Genomic DNA, 13,687 nt, shown 5'->3' with positions numbered 1-13,687 from the left:
GCGACCCGTCATCCTGCCCCGGCTACCCATTATCCGCCACGGAGCCATCGTTTGCGCCCCATCCTGCTTGCCACCGCCCTGACCCTGGCCCTCGCGGCGCCGCTGGCAGCCTCCCAGGACACCCGACTGCCTGACATCGGCTCGTCCGCGGGCGAACTGCTCACGCCGGCACGCCAGGCCGAGTACGGCGGCATGATGCTGCGCGAACTGCGCAACTACGGCTATCTGCTGGAAGACCCGCTGATCACGGACTGGCTGCAGACCGTGGGCAGCCGGCTGGGCGCCGACAGCGACAACCCGCAGCAGGCGTACACGTTCTTCATGATGCGCGACCGGCAGATCAATGCCTTCGCCACGCTGGGTGGCTACATCGGCATGAATGCCGGGCTGGTGCTGACAGCGGACCGCGAAGACGAGATGGCGGCCGTGCTCTCCCACGAAATCGCCCATGTGACCCAGCAACACGTGCTGCGCGGCGTGGAACGGGCGCAACGCGATCAGGTTCCGATCCTGCTGGGCATGCTGGGGGCCATCGTGCTGGCCCAGGCGGCGGGCGGAAGTTCCAGCGGCGATGCGTCACAGGCGGCGATCGCCTCGGCCATGGGCCTGATGCAGCAGCGCCAGATCGACTACACCCGCTCCAACGAATCCGAGGCCGACCGTGTCGGCATCCGCACCCTGTCCCGGGCCGGCTACGACATCGACGCCATGGCCGGCTTCTTCGCCAAACTCCAGCAGGCCACCCGCGCCAGCCGCGGCAGCGGGCGCGAACAGGTGCCGGACTACCTGCAGACCCACCCGGTCACCACCACGCGCATCAGCGAGGCCCGCCAGCGCGCCGACCAGTTGCGTGGCGACCAGATCACCGCGACCACCCGCGTTCCCGGTGGCGAGCACGTTGAACGCTTCGACCGGCGTGGCGTAACACTGCCGGAATCCCGCAGCGACAACCCGTTGCTGCCCATCCCTGTGACCCTGCCCACCCAGGTTTTCCAGCGCGGCGACACCGGCCAGTTCGACTGGGCGCGCGAGCGCCTGCGGGCACTCAGCGCCAGCACGCCCTCTGCCGCCGTACGGGAGTACGAAACCCTGCGCCGGCAGGCCGGCAAGCCGTTGACGGCATCCCAGCGCTACGGACTGGCCATCGCCCATCTGCAGGGCGGCGACAGCAGGACCGCGTTGACGGAGTTGCGCCGCCTGGACGACGAACATCCCGACAACCTCTGGATAACGCTGGCGTTGGGCGAGGCGGAATCGCGCACCGGCGACCCGGCGGCGGCCAATCGTCGCTTCGACGCCTTGTTGCAGCGATTGCCGCAGAACCGTCCGGCGGTCCTGACCTACGCGAAGGTGCTGAACGAACAGGGCGGGCGCGAGGCCGGGCAGCGCTCGCAAGCCATCCTGCGCCCGCTGATGGCGCGCGCGGGCGACGATCCGGTGTTCCAGCAGCACTTCGCCAGGGCCAACGAACTGGCAGGCGACACCGCCCGCGCCGGTGAAGCCTATGCCGAGGCCGCCTATCTGAATGGCCGGCCGGAACAGGCCTTGATCCAGCTCCAGAATCTCAAGAACCAGGGCGACCTGGATTTCTACGCCCGCGCCAGGATCGATGCCCGCATCGCCACCATCACCCCGGAAGTGCTGGAACTGCGTCGCCAGGGCATCCGCGACCCCGACGTCGAACGCCGCTGAGCCCGCCCCGGGGCGCCTTGTGACACTCCGACGGCATGTCATGTAAACGTCATAAAATTGTCGTCTACTGGCACGGTCCCCCTCGCCCACCGGATCCTGCGTGCAGAAGCACATCCTGATCGTCGACGACGAGCCCGCCATCCGCGACATGGTGGCGTTCGCCCTGCGCAAGGGCGAGTACGAACCCATCCATGCCGGTGACGCCCGCGAGGCCCAGAACGCCATCGCCGACCGCGTACCGGACCTGATCCTGCTGGACTGGATGCTGCCCGGCACCAGCGGGCTGGAACTGGCCCGCCGCTGGCGCAAGGACGCGATGACCCGCGACGTGCCGATCATCATGCTCACCGCTCGCGGCGAAGAGAACGATCGCGTCGGCGGCCTGGAAGCCGGCGTCGACGATTACGTGGTCAAGCCGTTCTCCGCACGTGAGCTGCTGGCCCGCATCCGCGCGGTGATGCGCCGCTCGCGCGACGACGATGAAGACGGCAGCGTCGCGGTGGGCAACCTGCGCATCGACGGTGCCGCCCACCGCGTGTTCGCCGGCGACACGCCGGTCGCCATCGGCCCCACCGAATACCGCCTGCTGCACTTCTTCATGACCCACCCCGAGCGCGTCTACTCGCGCACGCAGCTGCTGGACCATGTCTGGGGTGGCAGCGTGTACGTCGAGGAACGCACGGTCGACGTGCATATCCGGCGCCTGCGCAAGACCCTGGAGCCGCATGGCCTGGAGAACATGGTGCAGACCGTGCGCGGTTCCGGCTATCGCTTTTCGGCCTCGATGTGAGGATTCCGGCGGGTCCGGACATCCGGTGTGAACGCATCTTTTCCCATCGCTGTGGGGATGTGAGGAAGACCCGCCGCCCCACTTCCGTCGTCCCAGCGAAGGCTGGGATCCATTTTGCGTTCGCCGCTGTTCCTGATCTGGAACAACGCAAGCAGCACCAAGAGCGACATGGATCCCGGCCTTCACCGGGATGACGACGGACCCCTGCCCGCACGGCCCATCGCGCGCCGGCTGACCATCCTCCGATCCCTGTATCCATCACGCCCCCTGCAGTCCAATCCCTCCTGTCATACACATCTGCCTACAATCGCCCCATGCCCCACGACATCCGTTCCGCCTGGTTCAAGACGCTCGGCCAGCTGGCGCTGATCCTGGCGCTGGCCGTGGTCGTGGGTCTGCTGGTCGGCCACGTGTGGCCGATCGTGACCATGGCGGCGCTGGGCGTGGTCGCGTGGCACTACTGGCGCCTGCGCAAGGTGCTGCTGCGGCTGACCGCCCGCCAGCGCCTGGAGCCGGCTCAAGGCCGGGGCGTGTGGAACGAACTCGACCGCCTGCTGTTCCGCGGCCAGGCCGAGATGCGCACCCGCAAGCGCCGCCTGCTCGACATGCTTCGTGCCTACCGCGCCGCCGCCGCCGCGCTGCCGGATGCCGTCGTGGTGGTGGAACGCAACAGCCAGCGCGTGCAGTGGTTCAACAAGGCCGCCACCAGCCTGCTCGGCCTGCAGTACCCGACGGACATCGGCGCCCCGATCGGTGATCGCCTGCAGCCGTTGCCGATGTCGCACTGGCTGGCCGCCGGCCGCAACGCCGAACCGATGCTGGACGCCGCCTCGCCGGTGGACCCGAACCTGCGCCTCAACCTGCGGCTGATTCCCTACTCCGACGAATACTGGCTGCTGGTGGCGCGCGACGTCAGCAAGATGTTGCGGCTGGAGCAGATGCGCCGTGATTTCGTCGCCAACGTCTCGCATGAACTCCGCACGCCCTTGACCGTCGTGCATGGTTACCTGGACATGCTGGAGCCCACCGAATATCCGGACTGGGCGCCGATGCTGTCGGAAATGCAGAAGCAGTCGCAGCGCATGACGCAACTGGTGGAAGACCTGCTGACGCTGTCCCGGCTGGAAGCGCAGGACAGCCTGCCCGACGAGAACGTGGCCATGGCGCCGATGCTGGCCACGCTGCGGCGCGAAGCCGAGGCCCTCAGCCAGCGACGCCACACCATCGTCATGCAGGACGAGGCGAACGTCGACCTGTCCGGCTCCAACAAGGAACTGCACAGCGCGTTCTCCAACCTGGTCAGCAATGCGGTGCGCTACACACCGGTCGGCGGCACGATCACCGTGCGCTTCGCGCGCGAGGGCGACGGCGCCGTGCTGAGCGTGCGCGATACCGGCTACGGCATCCCCACCTCGCACCTGCCGCGCATCACCGAGCGCTTCTACCGCGTGTCCACCAGCCGCTCGCGCGAAAGCGGCGGCACCGGCCTCGGCCTGTCGATCGTCAAGCATGTGCTTAACCTGCACCAGGCCCGCCTCGAAATCGAAAGCGAGGTGGGCCAAGGCAGCCTGTTCTCCATCCATTTCGGTGCCGAACGCGTGGAGCCGCGGCTCGACGCCCCCACCCCCATCATCACGGACAGCCAGACCGCATGAACGCCGCCCTGGACACGACGCCTGCCCCCGCGACCGGCGAAGACGCGCTGCGCGACCCGGCGCTCTACCTCAACCGCGAACTGTCCCAGCTGGATTTCAACTTCCGCGTGCTGGCGCAGGCCCAGGATCCGTCGGTGCCGCTGCTGGAGCGCCTGCGCTTCCTGTGCATCTCGTGCACCAATCTGGACGAGTTCTTCGAGATCCGCGCGGCCACCGTGCGCCATGCGCTGGACTTCGGCCTGCCGCCAGGCGCGGACGGCATGAGCCCGGCCACCGTGCTCAACAAGATCCACGATCGCGCCGCCGAACTGGTGGATGCGCAGTACAAGTGCTGGAACGACGTGCTGCGCCCCGGCCTGGCCGAAGCCGGCGTCCGCGTGTTCGGTCGCGACAGCTGGAACGCGCGCCAGAAGCGCTGGTTGCGCGCCTACTTCCGCAACGAGATCATGCCGGTGCTGTCGCCGCTGGGCCTGGACCCGGCGCATCCCTTCCCCAAGATCCTCAACAAGTCGCTCAATATCGTGGTGGTGCTGAAGGGCAAGGATGCGTTCGGCCGTGCCGGCCACCTCGCCATCGTCCGCGCGCCGCGCTCGCTGCCGCGCATCATCCACCTGCCGCAGCGCGTGTCCGGCGGCGAGAACGATTTCGTCCTGCTGTCGTCTGTACTGTCGGTGTTCGTCGATGAGTTGTTCCCGGGCATGGAGGTCAAGGGTTCGTACCAGTTCCGCGTGACCCGCAACTCCGAGGTCGTGGTCGACGAAGAGGAAGTGGAGAACCTGGCGCTGGCCCTGCGCGACGAGCTGGTCGGCCGCGGCTACCGGCCGGCCGTGCGGCTGGAGATCGCGCATGATTGCCCCAAGCCCATCGTGCGTCAGCTGCTGCAGAACTTCGCCCTGCCGGAACATGCGGTTTACCCGATCAACGGCCCGGTCAACCTCAACCGCGTGATCCAGGTCTATGACCTGGTGCAGCGTCCGGAGCTGAAGTACCCGGCATTCACCCCGCGCACGCTGCGCGACAGCGATGCGATTTTCGAGAAGGTCGCCGACGGCGACGTGCTGCTGCACCACCCGTTCGATTCGTTCGCGGCCGTGCTGGAAGTGATCAAGCAGGCCGCCGTCGATCCTGATGTGCTGGCTATCAAGCAGACGCTGTACCGTACCGGCAAGGACTCGGCCCTGGTCGAGGCCCTGGTGCAGGCCGCGCGCAACGGCAAGGACGTCACCGTGGTGGTGGAACTGCGCGCACGCTTCGACGAGGACGCCAACCTCGGCGTGGCGGACAAGCTGCAGGAAGCCGGTGCGCAGGTCGTCTATGGCGTGGTGGGCTACAAGACCCACGCCAAGATGCTGCTGATCGTGCGCCGGGAAGGCCGCAAGCTGCGCCGTTACGTGCACCTGGGCACAGGCAACTACCACAGCGGCACGGCGCGTGCGTATACCGACATCGGCCTGCTGACCAGCGACCCGGATATCGGCACCGATGTGCACCTGCTGTTCCAGCAGCTGTCGGGCCTGGCCCCCACCACCAAGCTCAAGCGCCTGCTGCAATCACCCTTCACCCTGCACCCGGGCCTGATCAAGAAGATCGAACGCGAAGCCAAGCTCGCGAAGGCCGGCAAGCCTGCGCGCATCATCGCCAAGATCAATGCCATCAACGAACCCCGCATCATCCGCGCCCTGTATGCAGCGTCGCAGGCAGGCGTGCAGATCGACCTGATCGTGCGCGGCGCGTGTGCCCTGCGCCCCGGCGTGCCCGGCATCTCCGACAACATCCGCGTGCGGTCCATCGTCGGGCGCTTCCTCGAGCACAGCCGCATCTACTGGTTCGGCAACGACGGCTCGCCCGAACTGTATTGCGCCAGCGCCGACTGGCTGGAACGCAACCTGCTGCACCGCGTGGAGACCTGCTTCCCGATCCTCGACAAGGAGCTCGCCGCGCGCGTGTTCAAGGATGGCCTGCAGAACTACCTGGACGACAACTGCAACGCGTGGGAACTGCAAGTGGACGGAAGCTACGTCAAGCTGACGCCGGGCGATGACGCGCCGCACTCGGCCCAGGGTACGCTGCTGGCGAAGGTGTGATGCGACAACGCGACCCAGCGTCGCACCATCGCGCCGACACATTGCATGCCCGCACCCGTTAAACTGATCGCATGGCGCCCCTGACCTCTTCCACCTCCCCGCCGCTCCAGGACGGGGACCTGCTGGCCGCGATCGACCTGGGGTCCAACAGCTTCCACATGGTGGTGGCGCGCTCACTGCTGGGGCAGCTGCGCGTGGTTGACCGGCTGCGCGAGACCGTGCGCATGGCCGACGGCCTGGATGGCAAGGGCGGACTCTCCGCCGCTGCCCGCCAGCGTGCCCTCGATTGCCTGTCGCGCTTCGGCCAGCGCATCCGCGACATCCCCGCCGCGCGCGTGCGCGCGCTGGCCACCAATACCGTGCGGCAACTGCGCGACCCGCAGGATTTCCTGGTCGCTGCGGAAGCTGCACTCGGCAAACCCGTCGAAGTGGTCTCGGGCCGTGAAGAAGCGCGCCTGATCTACCTTGGCGTCGCGCACGCGCAGCCGCCGAAATCCAGCCAGCGCCGGCTGGTGATCGACATCGGCGGCGGCTCGACGGAATTCATCATCGGCCGTGGCTTCGAAACGCTGGAACGCGAAAGCCTGCAGGCGGGCTGCATCGCCAGCACACGGCGCTTCTTCCCCGGCGGCAAGCTCTCGCGCAAGCGCTGGAAGGAAGCGCTCACCGAGATCGGCGCCGAGTTCCAGCAGTTTGCCGGCCTGTACCGCAACCTGGGCTGGCAGGAAGCCATCGGCTCATCCGGCACCAACAAGGCCATCGGCGACATCTGCGCGGCGATGAAGCTGACCAAAGGCGCGGTGACCGCCGAAGCGCTGCCACAGGTGCGCGACAAACTGCTGCAGGCCGATCGCATCGAAGACATCGACCTGCCCGGCCTGTCCAGCGACCGCCGCCCGATCATCGCCGGCGGCGTGCTGGTGCTGGAGGCGGCCTTCGAGGCGTTGGGACTGCAGCGCCTCATGGTCAGCAAGGCCGCCATGCGCGAAGGCATCCTGTTCGACATGCTCGGGCGCGGCAGCGACAACGATCCGCGCGATCTTTCCACGGCGGCGCTGATGCAGCGTTACGGCATCGACGAATTCCAGGCCGCGCGCGTGGAAGCCACCGCGATGCGCCTGTTCGAACAGGTGGAGCAGAGCTGGAGCCTGGACGACGACGACGCAAGGATGCTCGGCTGGGCCGCGCGCCTGCACGAGATCGGCCTGGCCATCGCGCACAGCCAGTACCACGTGCACGGAGCCTACCTGCTGGAGCATTCCGACATAGAAGGCTTCTCGCGCCAGGAGCAGCAGGTGTTGTCCGCGCTGGTGCGCACCCACCGGCGTGGCGTGCCGAAAATGGCCTTCGACGCCCTGCCCGACCGTCTGCTGCTGAGCGCCAAGCGCAAGGCCGCGCTGCTGCGTCTGGCGGTGCTGCTGCACCGCTCGCACGATGCCGAAGCCATCCCGCGCCTGGACCTGACCGCGAACGGCGACCGTCTCGACCTGGTGGTCAGCAAGAAATGGATCGACGCACGCCCGCTGCTGCGCTCGGACCTCGTCGGCGAACCCGAAGACATGCAGGGCCTGGGCGTGGCGTTCAAGCCCTTCGTGGCGTGAACGGCCGACGCACCGCTGAAGTGTGACTTGAGGTTACACTCGGACCCGCCCCGGATTCGCGGCGTGGCCCATCCCTTTTCTCCCACGCCATCCTTCCCGTCCGCCCTTGCGGCGGGAGCCCTTCCGACGGCCATGATTCGTCGCGTACGTGCATTCAGGAGGAAGCCGTGATCGATCGAAGCAGTTCCGACGCAGCCTTGTCCGACGCCTGGCTGGAAGGAGGCCCGGGGGCCGTGTCCATCAGCCGCAACGTGGACCGCCTGCTGGATGCCGTCCGCCGCCATCTCGACATGGACGTGGCCTTCGTAAGCGAGTTCCACGGCCGTCATCGCGTATTCCGCCATGTCGCCACGCGGCTCGACCGCGCGCCCATCCTGCCCGGCGACTCCAGCCCCCTCGACGAGGGCTACTGCATGCGAGTGGTCGAAGGCAGCATCCCGCAGCTGATTCCCGACACCGCCGCCATTCCATTGCTGGAGCGCGTGCCCGAAACGCGCGACCTCCCGATCGGCGCACACATCAGCGTTCCCATCCAGCTGCGCGACGGACGCGTCTACGGCACCTTCTGCTGCTTCAGCCTGTCGCCCAACCTCTCGCTGGGCCAGCGTGACCTGCACATGATGCGCGCCTTCGCCGACCTGCTGGCCTACCAGATCGACGGCGACCTGGATGCCGTGCAGGAACACGAGGAGAAGGTGGAGCGCATCACCTCGGTGCTGGAACTGGGCCAGCCGCACATGGTGTACCAGCCCATCTACCGCAGCAGCGAGCGCCGAATCATCGGCGTGGAGTGCCTGTCGCGCTTCGACCTGGAACCGCGCCGCCCGCCGGATGTGTGGTTCGCCGAAGCCAGCGAGATCGGCCTGGGCGTGCGCCTGGAACTCAACGCCATCCTGTCGGCACTGGATGGCCTCCGCCATGTCCATGGCGACTTCTACGTGGCGTTGAACGTTTCGCCGCAGACGATCATCAGTGGTGGCATCGACGGCTACATCGACGACCTGGACCCGCATCGCGTGGTGCTGGAAATAACCGAACATTCGCTGGTCGACGACTACACGCTGCTCAACGAACGCCTGGTACCGCTCCGCGAGGCCGGTGTGCGCGTGGCAGTGGACGATGCCGGCGCCGGCTACGCCAGCATGCGGCACGTGCTGGCCATCCATCCGGACATCATCAAGCTCGACCTCAGCCTCACCCGCGACATCGACACCGATTCACCACGGCGTGCGCTGGCCGCGGCACTGATCGAGTTCGCCCGCCAGACCCAGTCCCGCGTGGTCGCCGAAGGCGTGGAGACCGCCTCGGAACTGGCCGCATTGCAGGCGCTCGGCGTGGATGATGTGCAGGGCTATCACCTGGCGCGGCCACTGGAGGTCGAGGCACTGGCGCAGAAACTCGTGGCCGAGCGCCAGCGCAACTGACGCGCGACGACGCTCTGGCATGATGCCGCCTCGCCCCTCCGCACGCACATGATGAAGACCTTTCTCCTCGCCCAAGACCTGCCGGTATCCCGCATCGGCTACGGCTGCATGCAGCTGAGCCGCGCGTGGGACGGCACGCCAGTGACCACCGACGAACGCCGCTTGGCACAGCGTCTGGTCGAAACTGCACTGGCCCATGGCATCACCCTGTTCGACCATGCCGACATCTACGCCCGCGGCAAGTCCGAACAGGTGTTCGGCGACGTACTGCGTGCCTCACCCGGCCTGCGCCAGCACATGGTGCTGCAGTCGAAGTGCGGCATCCGCTTCGCCGACGATCCGCCGGGCACGCCGGGACGCTACGACTTCAGTCATGCGCACATCGTCGCATCCGCCCATGGCAGCCTCACGCGACTGGGCGTGGAGCACCTGGATGTCCTGCTCCTGCACCGTCCGGATGCGCTGGTCGAGCCCGAAGAGGTCGCACGCGCGTTCGATGACCTGCATGCTGCCGGCAAGGTGCGTCATTTCGGTGTGAGCAACCACACGGCCGGACAGATCGCGCTGCTGCGCAAGCATGTGCGGCAGCCGCTGGTTGCCAACCAGGTGGAGGTCAGCCTGCTGCACCATCACTTGATCGACGACGGCGTGCTGGCCAACACCACCGGCCATGCCTACGCGGCAGCGGCCGGCACGCTGGACTACTGTCGCCTGCACGATATCCGAGTGCAGGCGTGGTCACCCCTGGCAGGCGGCAAGTTCGCGACCGCTTCGGAGTTCGCCGATCCGGTGGTCCGCAACACCTCGACGCTGCTTCGCCAACTGGCGGAAGAAAAAAATGTCACCCCGGAGGCCATCCAGCTCGCCTGGCTGCTGCGCCACCCCGCCGGCATCCAACCCATCGTCGGCACCACCGACCCGGTTCGCCTGGCAACGTGTTGCGCGGCCGACGGCATCGAGCTGAGTCGGGAAGATTGGTACGCATTGTTCACCGCGGCGCGCGGCGAACGCATGCCCTGAAGCAGTCCCTGGTCCCACCTGTCTACCCGCGGCAGTCCGCGCTTATGATGCCGCATCACGGCGGATCCGCCGGCCAGCCGACAAAGAGAGCGCAGCGGTGATCACTCAGCGGACCGTCAAGGGAACCTGCCATTGCAAGGCGGTCGAGTTCGAGGTTGACCTGATCAACGGCCACGAGAACATACGCCGTTGCAACTGCTCCATGTGCAGTCGCCGGGGCGCCATCATGGCGGGCGTCACCGTGGACCGGTTGCGCGTCACTCGCGGTGAGGACAAGCTAAGCGTGTACCAGTGGAACACGAAGATCGCCAGGCATTATTTCTGCAGCGTCTGCGGCATCTACACGCATCACCAACGCCGCAGCGTCCCGACGGAATACGGCTACAACCTTGCGTGCATCGAGGGGATCGATCTCGCGACCATCGGCGAGATAGGCGCCAGCAATGGTGCCGCGCAATCGCTGGTTTCACCCTGACGTTGCTCCAGATCCTCGCCGGAAAGCAGTCCATGACGTGACCGAGATGTTCGGCATCCGTGGCAGATCGATACGCATGCATCATTTGATGGGTTGCCGGGGATCGGATGCTGGAAGGACCTGGACACGCGAGACGAAGAACCTCGATCCTCTTACCGACGTACGCCGTCTAGCATCCGACACCACCACAGGCAGACCGCATGGCTGACCCCTACAACTCCCCGGCAGCGCGCCCGACGGCTTCACCTCTGAATGACACGATGGTCACCACGGCACTGGAACTGCCGGGCTACCGCATCATCCGCAATCTGGGCTTGGTGCGGGGCATCACGGTACGGTCGCGCTCGATCGTCGGGAATTTCCTGGGCGGACTGCAGTCGCTGTTCGGCGGCAACATCACCATCTATACCGAACTGTGCGAGCAAGCGCGCGACGAGACTTACCGCGACATGCTGCAGCACGCGCGTCAGTTGGGCGCCAACGCGATCATCGCCGTCCGCTACGATGCCACCGACGTAATGGCCGGCCTGACCGAAGTGCTGTGCTACGGCACGGCGGTGGTGGTTGAGCCACATGACATTTGATGCTGCGGCGCCTTCTGTAATGCCCATGCCACCGTTGAAACGAAAACGTCGGTGGCGGACCGGGCTAGTACTGCTCGTACTGCTCATGGTGGCCTACCCTGCCTTCGTCCTGACCTACACCTGGTCCCACGTCCTGCAAAGCCCGCTCCCGGGTGGTCGGCATGGGCCGCTGGACGCGTACCGGCACACCCTGGCCAGCGCCGTCGTGGCCTATACCCTTGATGCGCGTGCCGTCCACCTCGTCAATGGCGTCATGGAGCGGCGGGGAAAGCGCTCCAACAGCATGGACATCCACAACAACCTGATCGGCGCCGGGATCGGCGCGCGCGCGATGCGGTTCTCGGACATCGAACCGATGGTGGCGCGCAGCGTGGCGTCAGGCAGCATCGACGCTGCATCGACGGACCAGACGACGTGGTTACCGCAAAGCGAGTGGAAGGAAGGGTTCGCGTGGTGACCCCGTGGCGCGTCCCGGGGGACACCAACACCCATGTCCGACAGCGTGTCTGTCGACCGGCGCGGGCCCGGCTATAGTCGCCCCAAGTCACGGCCGGCCCCACACCGACGGGCAGTCCCTCGCATCCTTGCAGGAGGTTGTCATGCAGCGCGTGTTCCGCTTGATCCTTGCCGTCATCGCCGGCCTGTTCGTCGGCAGCATCGCCAACATGGCGCTGGTCATGCTCAGTGGCCATGTCATCCCGCCGCCGGCCGGCGTGGACACCACCACTGCGGAAGGCCTGAAGGCGGCGATGCCGCTGTTCGGACCGAAGCATTTCCTGTTCCCCTTCCTGGCCCACGCGGTCGGCACGCTGGTGGGCGCCTTCGTCGCCACGCTGGCGACGCCCGGCCGGACCAGCGGCCCCGCGTGGGTGATCGGTGCCTGCTTCCTGATCGGCGGCATCGCCGCCATCACCATGCTGCCCTCGCCGCTCTGGTTCACCGTAGTGGACCTGGTGTTCGGCTACCTGCCGATGGCGTGGCTGGGGCACCGGATGGCGGCGCGAGGGCAACGCGCGACCTGAAGGCAGCCGCCTTCACCCACGATGAAATCAGGCTGTGAGCTTCGCGACGACCCGACGGACCCAGGGCGCCACCAGCGTGACGGCGACAAAGGCCACCGGCCACGTCGTGGCGCAGCTGCGCGCCCAGGTTGCCAGGAAGTCCGCATGCAGTCCCTGGTTGACCAGCAGCACGAACGCGGACACCAACGACACCATGATGGCGGAAAGCAGCGCACCGAACAGCAAGGGCGCGAAACGGGCGGGAATACGCATACAAGACTCCTGTTGGAAGAACGGGATCAGAAGGAAAAAAACGGACGTACGAGCAGGGCCGACAGATAGAGTCCCGCACCGAACATCAGGTGGTTCAACACGCTGTGCATGCGCGCATTGGCCGGACGCGGCGTCCTGGACGCCGCGACGCCGGCGCCCATGCCCGGCTGCATCAGCAGGAACGGAGCGGCGACAGTGACCAGGCCCACCAGGAGTGCCGGCCCCGGCGCAGGGTCACGCAGCCACGCAACGCCCCAGACAATGGGGAGCACACCGGCAAAGGCGATCCCGGTCAGGTAGTGCGCGCACCACCCCAGCGTCCGTTCGCCGCGGACGGCTGCGCTCCGGGCGATGGAGGCATGGCAGAATCGCCCCGCCGGCATGTGGCCGAGCCAACGTCCCACCAGGGCGTAGTCGGCGGCCGGCACGCCGAAGAGGCCGCGCCGCAACAGGCCCCAGGCATCCATCGTGAGCGTGGCGCCGATGCCGATGAGCAGCGTGCAGGTCAAGTAATCCATGACGATCTCCCAGGCTGAGGGTCCGGCGCACGCTTGCGCCGCATGACCATGGCGCGCACGATGCCACTTCAAGTCAACTTCAAGTCAAGCGGGGTCGTGATGGATATCGGCGAGGTTGCGAAACGATCCGGCCTGCCTGCGTCGACACTGCGCTATTACGAACAGAAAGGGCTGATCGCATCGATCGGACGCCATGGCCTGCGCCGCACTTTCGATCCGGACGTACTGGAACGCCTGGCGCTGATCGCCTTGGGGCAGACGGCTGGGTTTTCGCTCGACGAAATCGCGGCGATGTTCAGCGCCGATGGCCGGCCCGACATCGACCGCCGCAGCCTGCGCGCGAAGGCGCGGGAACTGGACGTGATGATCCTGCGCCTGACCGCGATGCGCGACGGACTGCGCCACGCTGCGGCCTGCTCCGCGCCCAGCCACCTCGAATGCCCGCGGTTCCGGCACCTTCTGCGCGAGGCGGCCACGGGCGGGCGCCGCTCGGACAAACCGAAGATGCGCTGAGTGGCGTTCTTCCTGCCGCGTCATGTAGCGGTAACCGCACTGCAATGCACGCTACAT

14 protein-coding genes are annotated in these 13,687 nt (G+C 66.9%); 12 read left to right on the top strand and 2 right to left on the bottom strand.

Going from position 1 to position 13,687, the window contains the following annotated elements:
- The first annotated feature begins 51 nt into the window (after positions 1–51).
- The 11 genes from FB548_RS06960 (at position 52) to FB548_RS06910 (ending at position 12,347) form a co-directional block, all read left to right on the top strand.
- Positions 52–1,692, top strand: a complete 1,641-nt coding sequence (locus tag FB548_RS06960) for a M48 family metalloprotease (RefSeq protein WP_142123973.1) — start codon at positions 52–54, stop codon at positions 1,690–1,692.
- A 100-nt stretch (positions 1,693–1,792) separates the two neighbouring features.
- Positions 1,793–2,482 (top strand): phosphate regulon transcriptional regulator PhoB, encoded by a 690-nt coding sequence (phoB, locus tag FB548_RS06955; protein WP_142123972.1) that lies wholly within the window; start codon positions 1,793–1,795, stop codon positions 2,480–2,482.
- A gap of 314 nt (positions 2,483–2,796) precedes the next feature.
- Complete coding sequence (gene phoR, locus FB548_RS06950) at positions 2,797–4,137, top strand: phosphate regulon sensor histidine kinase PhoR (protein ID WP_142123971.1); 1,341 nt, start codon at positions 2,797–2,799, stop codon at positions 4,135–4,137.
- Complete coding sequence (gene ppk1, locus FB548_RS06945; protein ID WP_142123970.1) at positions 4,134–6,221, top strand: polyphosphate kinase 1; 2,088 nt, start codon at positions 4,134–4,136, stop codon at positions 6,219–6,221. Before phoR ends, ppk1 begins: the two co-directional genes overlap by 4 nt.
- A 71-nt stretch (positions 6,222–6,292) precedes the next feature.
- Positions 6,293–7,822, top strand: coding sequence for an exopolyphosphatase (gene ppx / locus FB548_RS06940; RefSeq protein WP_142123969.1), 1,530 nt, complete (start codon positions 6,293–6,295; stop codon positions 7,820–7,822).
- Between the two features lie 167 nt (positions 7,823–7,989).
- Positions 7,990–9,246, top strand: coding sequence for an EAL domain-containing protein (locus FB548_RS06935; protein ID WP_142123968.1), 1,257 nt, complete (start codon positions 7,990–7,992; stop codon positions 9,244–9,246).
- A 51-nt stretch (positions 9,247–9,297) separates the two neighbouring features.
- Entirely contained in the window at positions 9,298–10,266 is a 969-nt protein-coding gene (locus tag FB548_RS06930) for an aldo/keto reductase (RefSeq protein WP_142123967.1), read from the top strand.
- A 202-nt stretch (positions 10,267–10,468) separates the two neighbouring features.
- Positions 10,469–10,741, top strand: coding sequence for a hypothetical protein (locus tag FB548_RS06925; RefSeq protein WP_142123966.1), 273 nt, complete (start codon positions 10,469–10,471; stop codon positions 10,739–10,741).
- A 200-nt stretch (positions 10,742–10,941) separates the two neighbouring features.
- Complete coding sequence (locus FB548_RS06920) at positions 10,942–11,325, top strand: YbjQ family protein (RefSeq protein ID WP_142123965.1); 384 nt, start codon at positions 10,942–10,944, stop codon at positions 11,323–11,325.
- A gap of 25 nt (positions 11,326–11,350) precedes the next feature.
- Positions 11,351–11,782, top strand: coding sequence for a hypothetical protein (locus FB548_RS06915; RefSeq protein WP_142123964.1), 432 nt, complete (start codon positions 11,351–11,353; stop codon positions 11,780–11,782).
- Positions 11,783–11,924: 142 nt separating this feature from the next.
- Positions 11,925–12,347 (top strand): hypothetical protein, encoded by a 423-nt coding sequence (locus FB548_RS06910; RefSeq protein ID WP_142123963.1) that lies wholly within the window; start codon positions 11,925–11,927, stop codon positions 12,345–12,347.
- 27 nt (positions 12,348–12,374) lie between these two features.
- Here the strand turns inward: FB548_RS06910 and FB548_RS06905 are convergent, their stop codons facing one another.
- Positions 12,375–12,599 (bottom strand): DUF2798 domain-containing protein, encoded by a 225-nt coding sequence (locus tag FB548_RS06905; RefSeq protein WP_185742002.1) that lies wholly within the window; start codon positions 12,597–12,599, stop codon positions 12,375–12,377.
- A 26-nt stretch (positions 12,600–12,625) separates the two neighbouring features.
- On the bottom strand, positions 12,626–13,117 hold the full coding sequence (locus tag FB548_RS06900; protein ID WP_142123962.1) for a DUF2938 domain-containing protein: 492 nt from the start codon (positions 13,115–13,117) through the stop codon (positions 12,626–12,628).
- Between the two features lie 42 nt (positions 13,118–13,159).
- Between FB548_RS06900 and FB548_RS06895 the strand changes: the two genes are divergently transcribed.
- The gene (locus FB548_RS06895) at positions 13,160–13,630 is read left to right on the top strand and encodes a helix-turn-helix domain-containing protein (RefSeq protein WP_255470341.1); all 471 of its coding nucleotides are present in this window, start codon (positions 13,160–13,162) and stop codon (positions 13,628–13,630) included.
- Positions 13,631–13,687 lie beyond the last annotated feature (57 nt).

The sequence above is a fragment of the Pseudoxanthomonas sp. 3HH-4 genome (assembly GCF_006716465.1).
Classification (GTDB): domain Bacteria; phylum Pseudomonadota; class Gammaproteobacteria; order Xanthomonadales; family Xanthomonadaceae; genus Pseudoxanthomonas_A.
Note: the sequence above shows the minus strand (reverse complement) of the source record. Positions and strands in the feature narration are given on the sequence as shown.

What these genes read in the sequence shown, in the direction of transcription:
- phoR (WP_142123971.1), top strand. Translation starts at nt 2,797, where the DNA reads ATGCCCCACGACATCCGTTCCGCCTGGTTCAAGACGCTCGGCCAGCTG.
- ppk1 (WP_142123970.1), top strand. Translation starts at nt 4,134, where the DNA reads ATGAACGCCGCCCTGGACACGACGCCTGCCCCCGCGACCGGCGAAGAC.
- ppx (WP_142123969.1), top strand. Translation starts at nt 6,293, where the DNA reads ATGGCGCCCCTGACCTCTTCCACCTCCCCGCCGCTCCAGGACGGGGAC.
- FB548_RS06930 (WP_142123967.1), top strand. Translation starts at nt 9,298, where the DNA reads ATGAAGACCTTTCTCCTCGCCCAAGACCTGCCGGTATCCCGCATCGGC.
- FB548_RS06925 (WP_142123966.1), top strand. Translation starts at nt 10,469, where the DNA reads ATGTGCAGTCGCCGGGGCGCCATCATGGCGGGCGTCACCGTGGACCGG.
- FB548_RS06920 (WP_142123965.1), top strand. Translation starts at nt 10,942, where the DNA reads ATGGCTGACCCCTACAACTCCCCGGCAGCGCGCCCGACGGCTTCACCT.
- FB548_RS06915 (WP_142123964.1), top strand. Translation starts at nt 11,351, where the DNA reads ATGCCACCGTTGAAACGAAAACGTCGGTGGCGGACCGGGCTAGTACTG.
- FB548_RS06910 (WP_142123963.1), top strand. Translation starts at nt 11,925, where the DNA reads ATGCAGCGCGTGTTCCGCTTGATCCTTGCCGTCATCGCCGGCCTGTTC.
- FB548_RS06905 (WP_185742002.1), bottom strand. Translation starts at nt 12,599, where the DNA reads ATGCGTATTCCCGCCCGTTTCGCGCCCTTGCTGTTCGGTGCGCTGCTT.
- FB548_RS06900 (WP_142123962.1), bottom strand. Translation starts at nt 13,117, where the DNA reads ATGGATTACTTGACCTGCACGCTGCTCATCGGCATCGGCGCCACGCTC.
- FB548_RS06895 (WP_255470341.1), top strand. Translation starts at nt 13,160, where the DNA reads ATGACCATGGCGCGCACGATGCCACTTCAAGTCAACTTCAAGTCAAGC.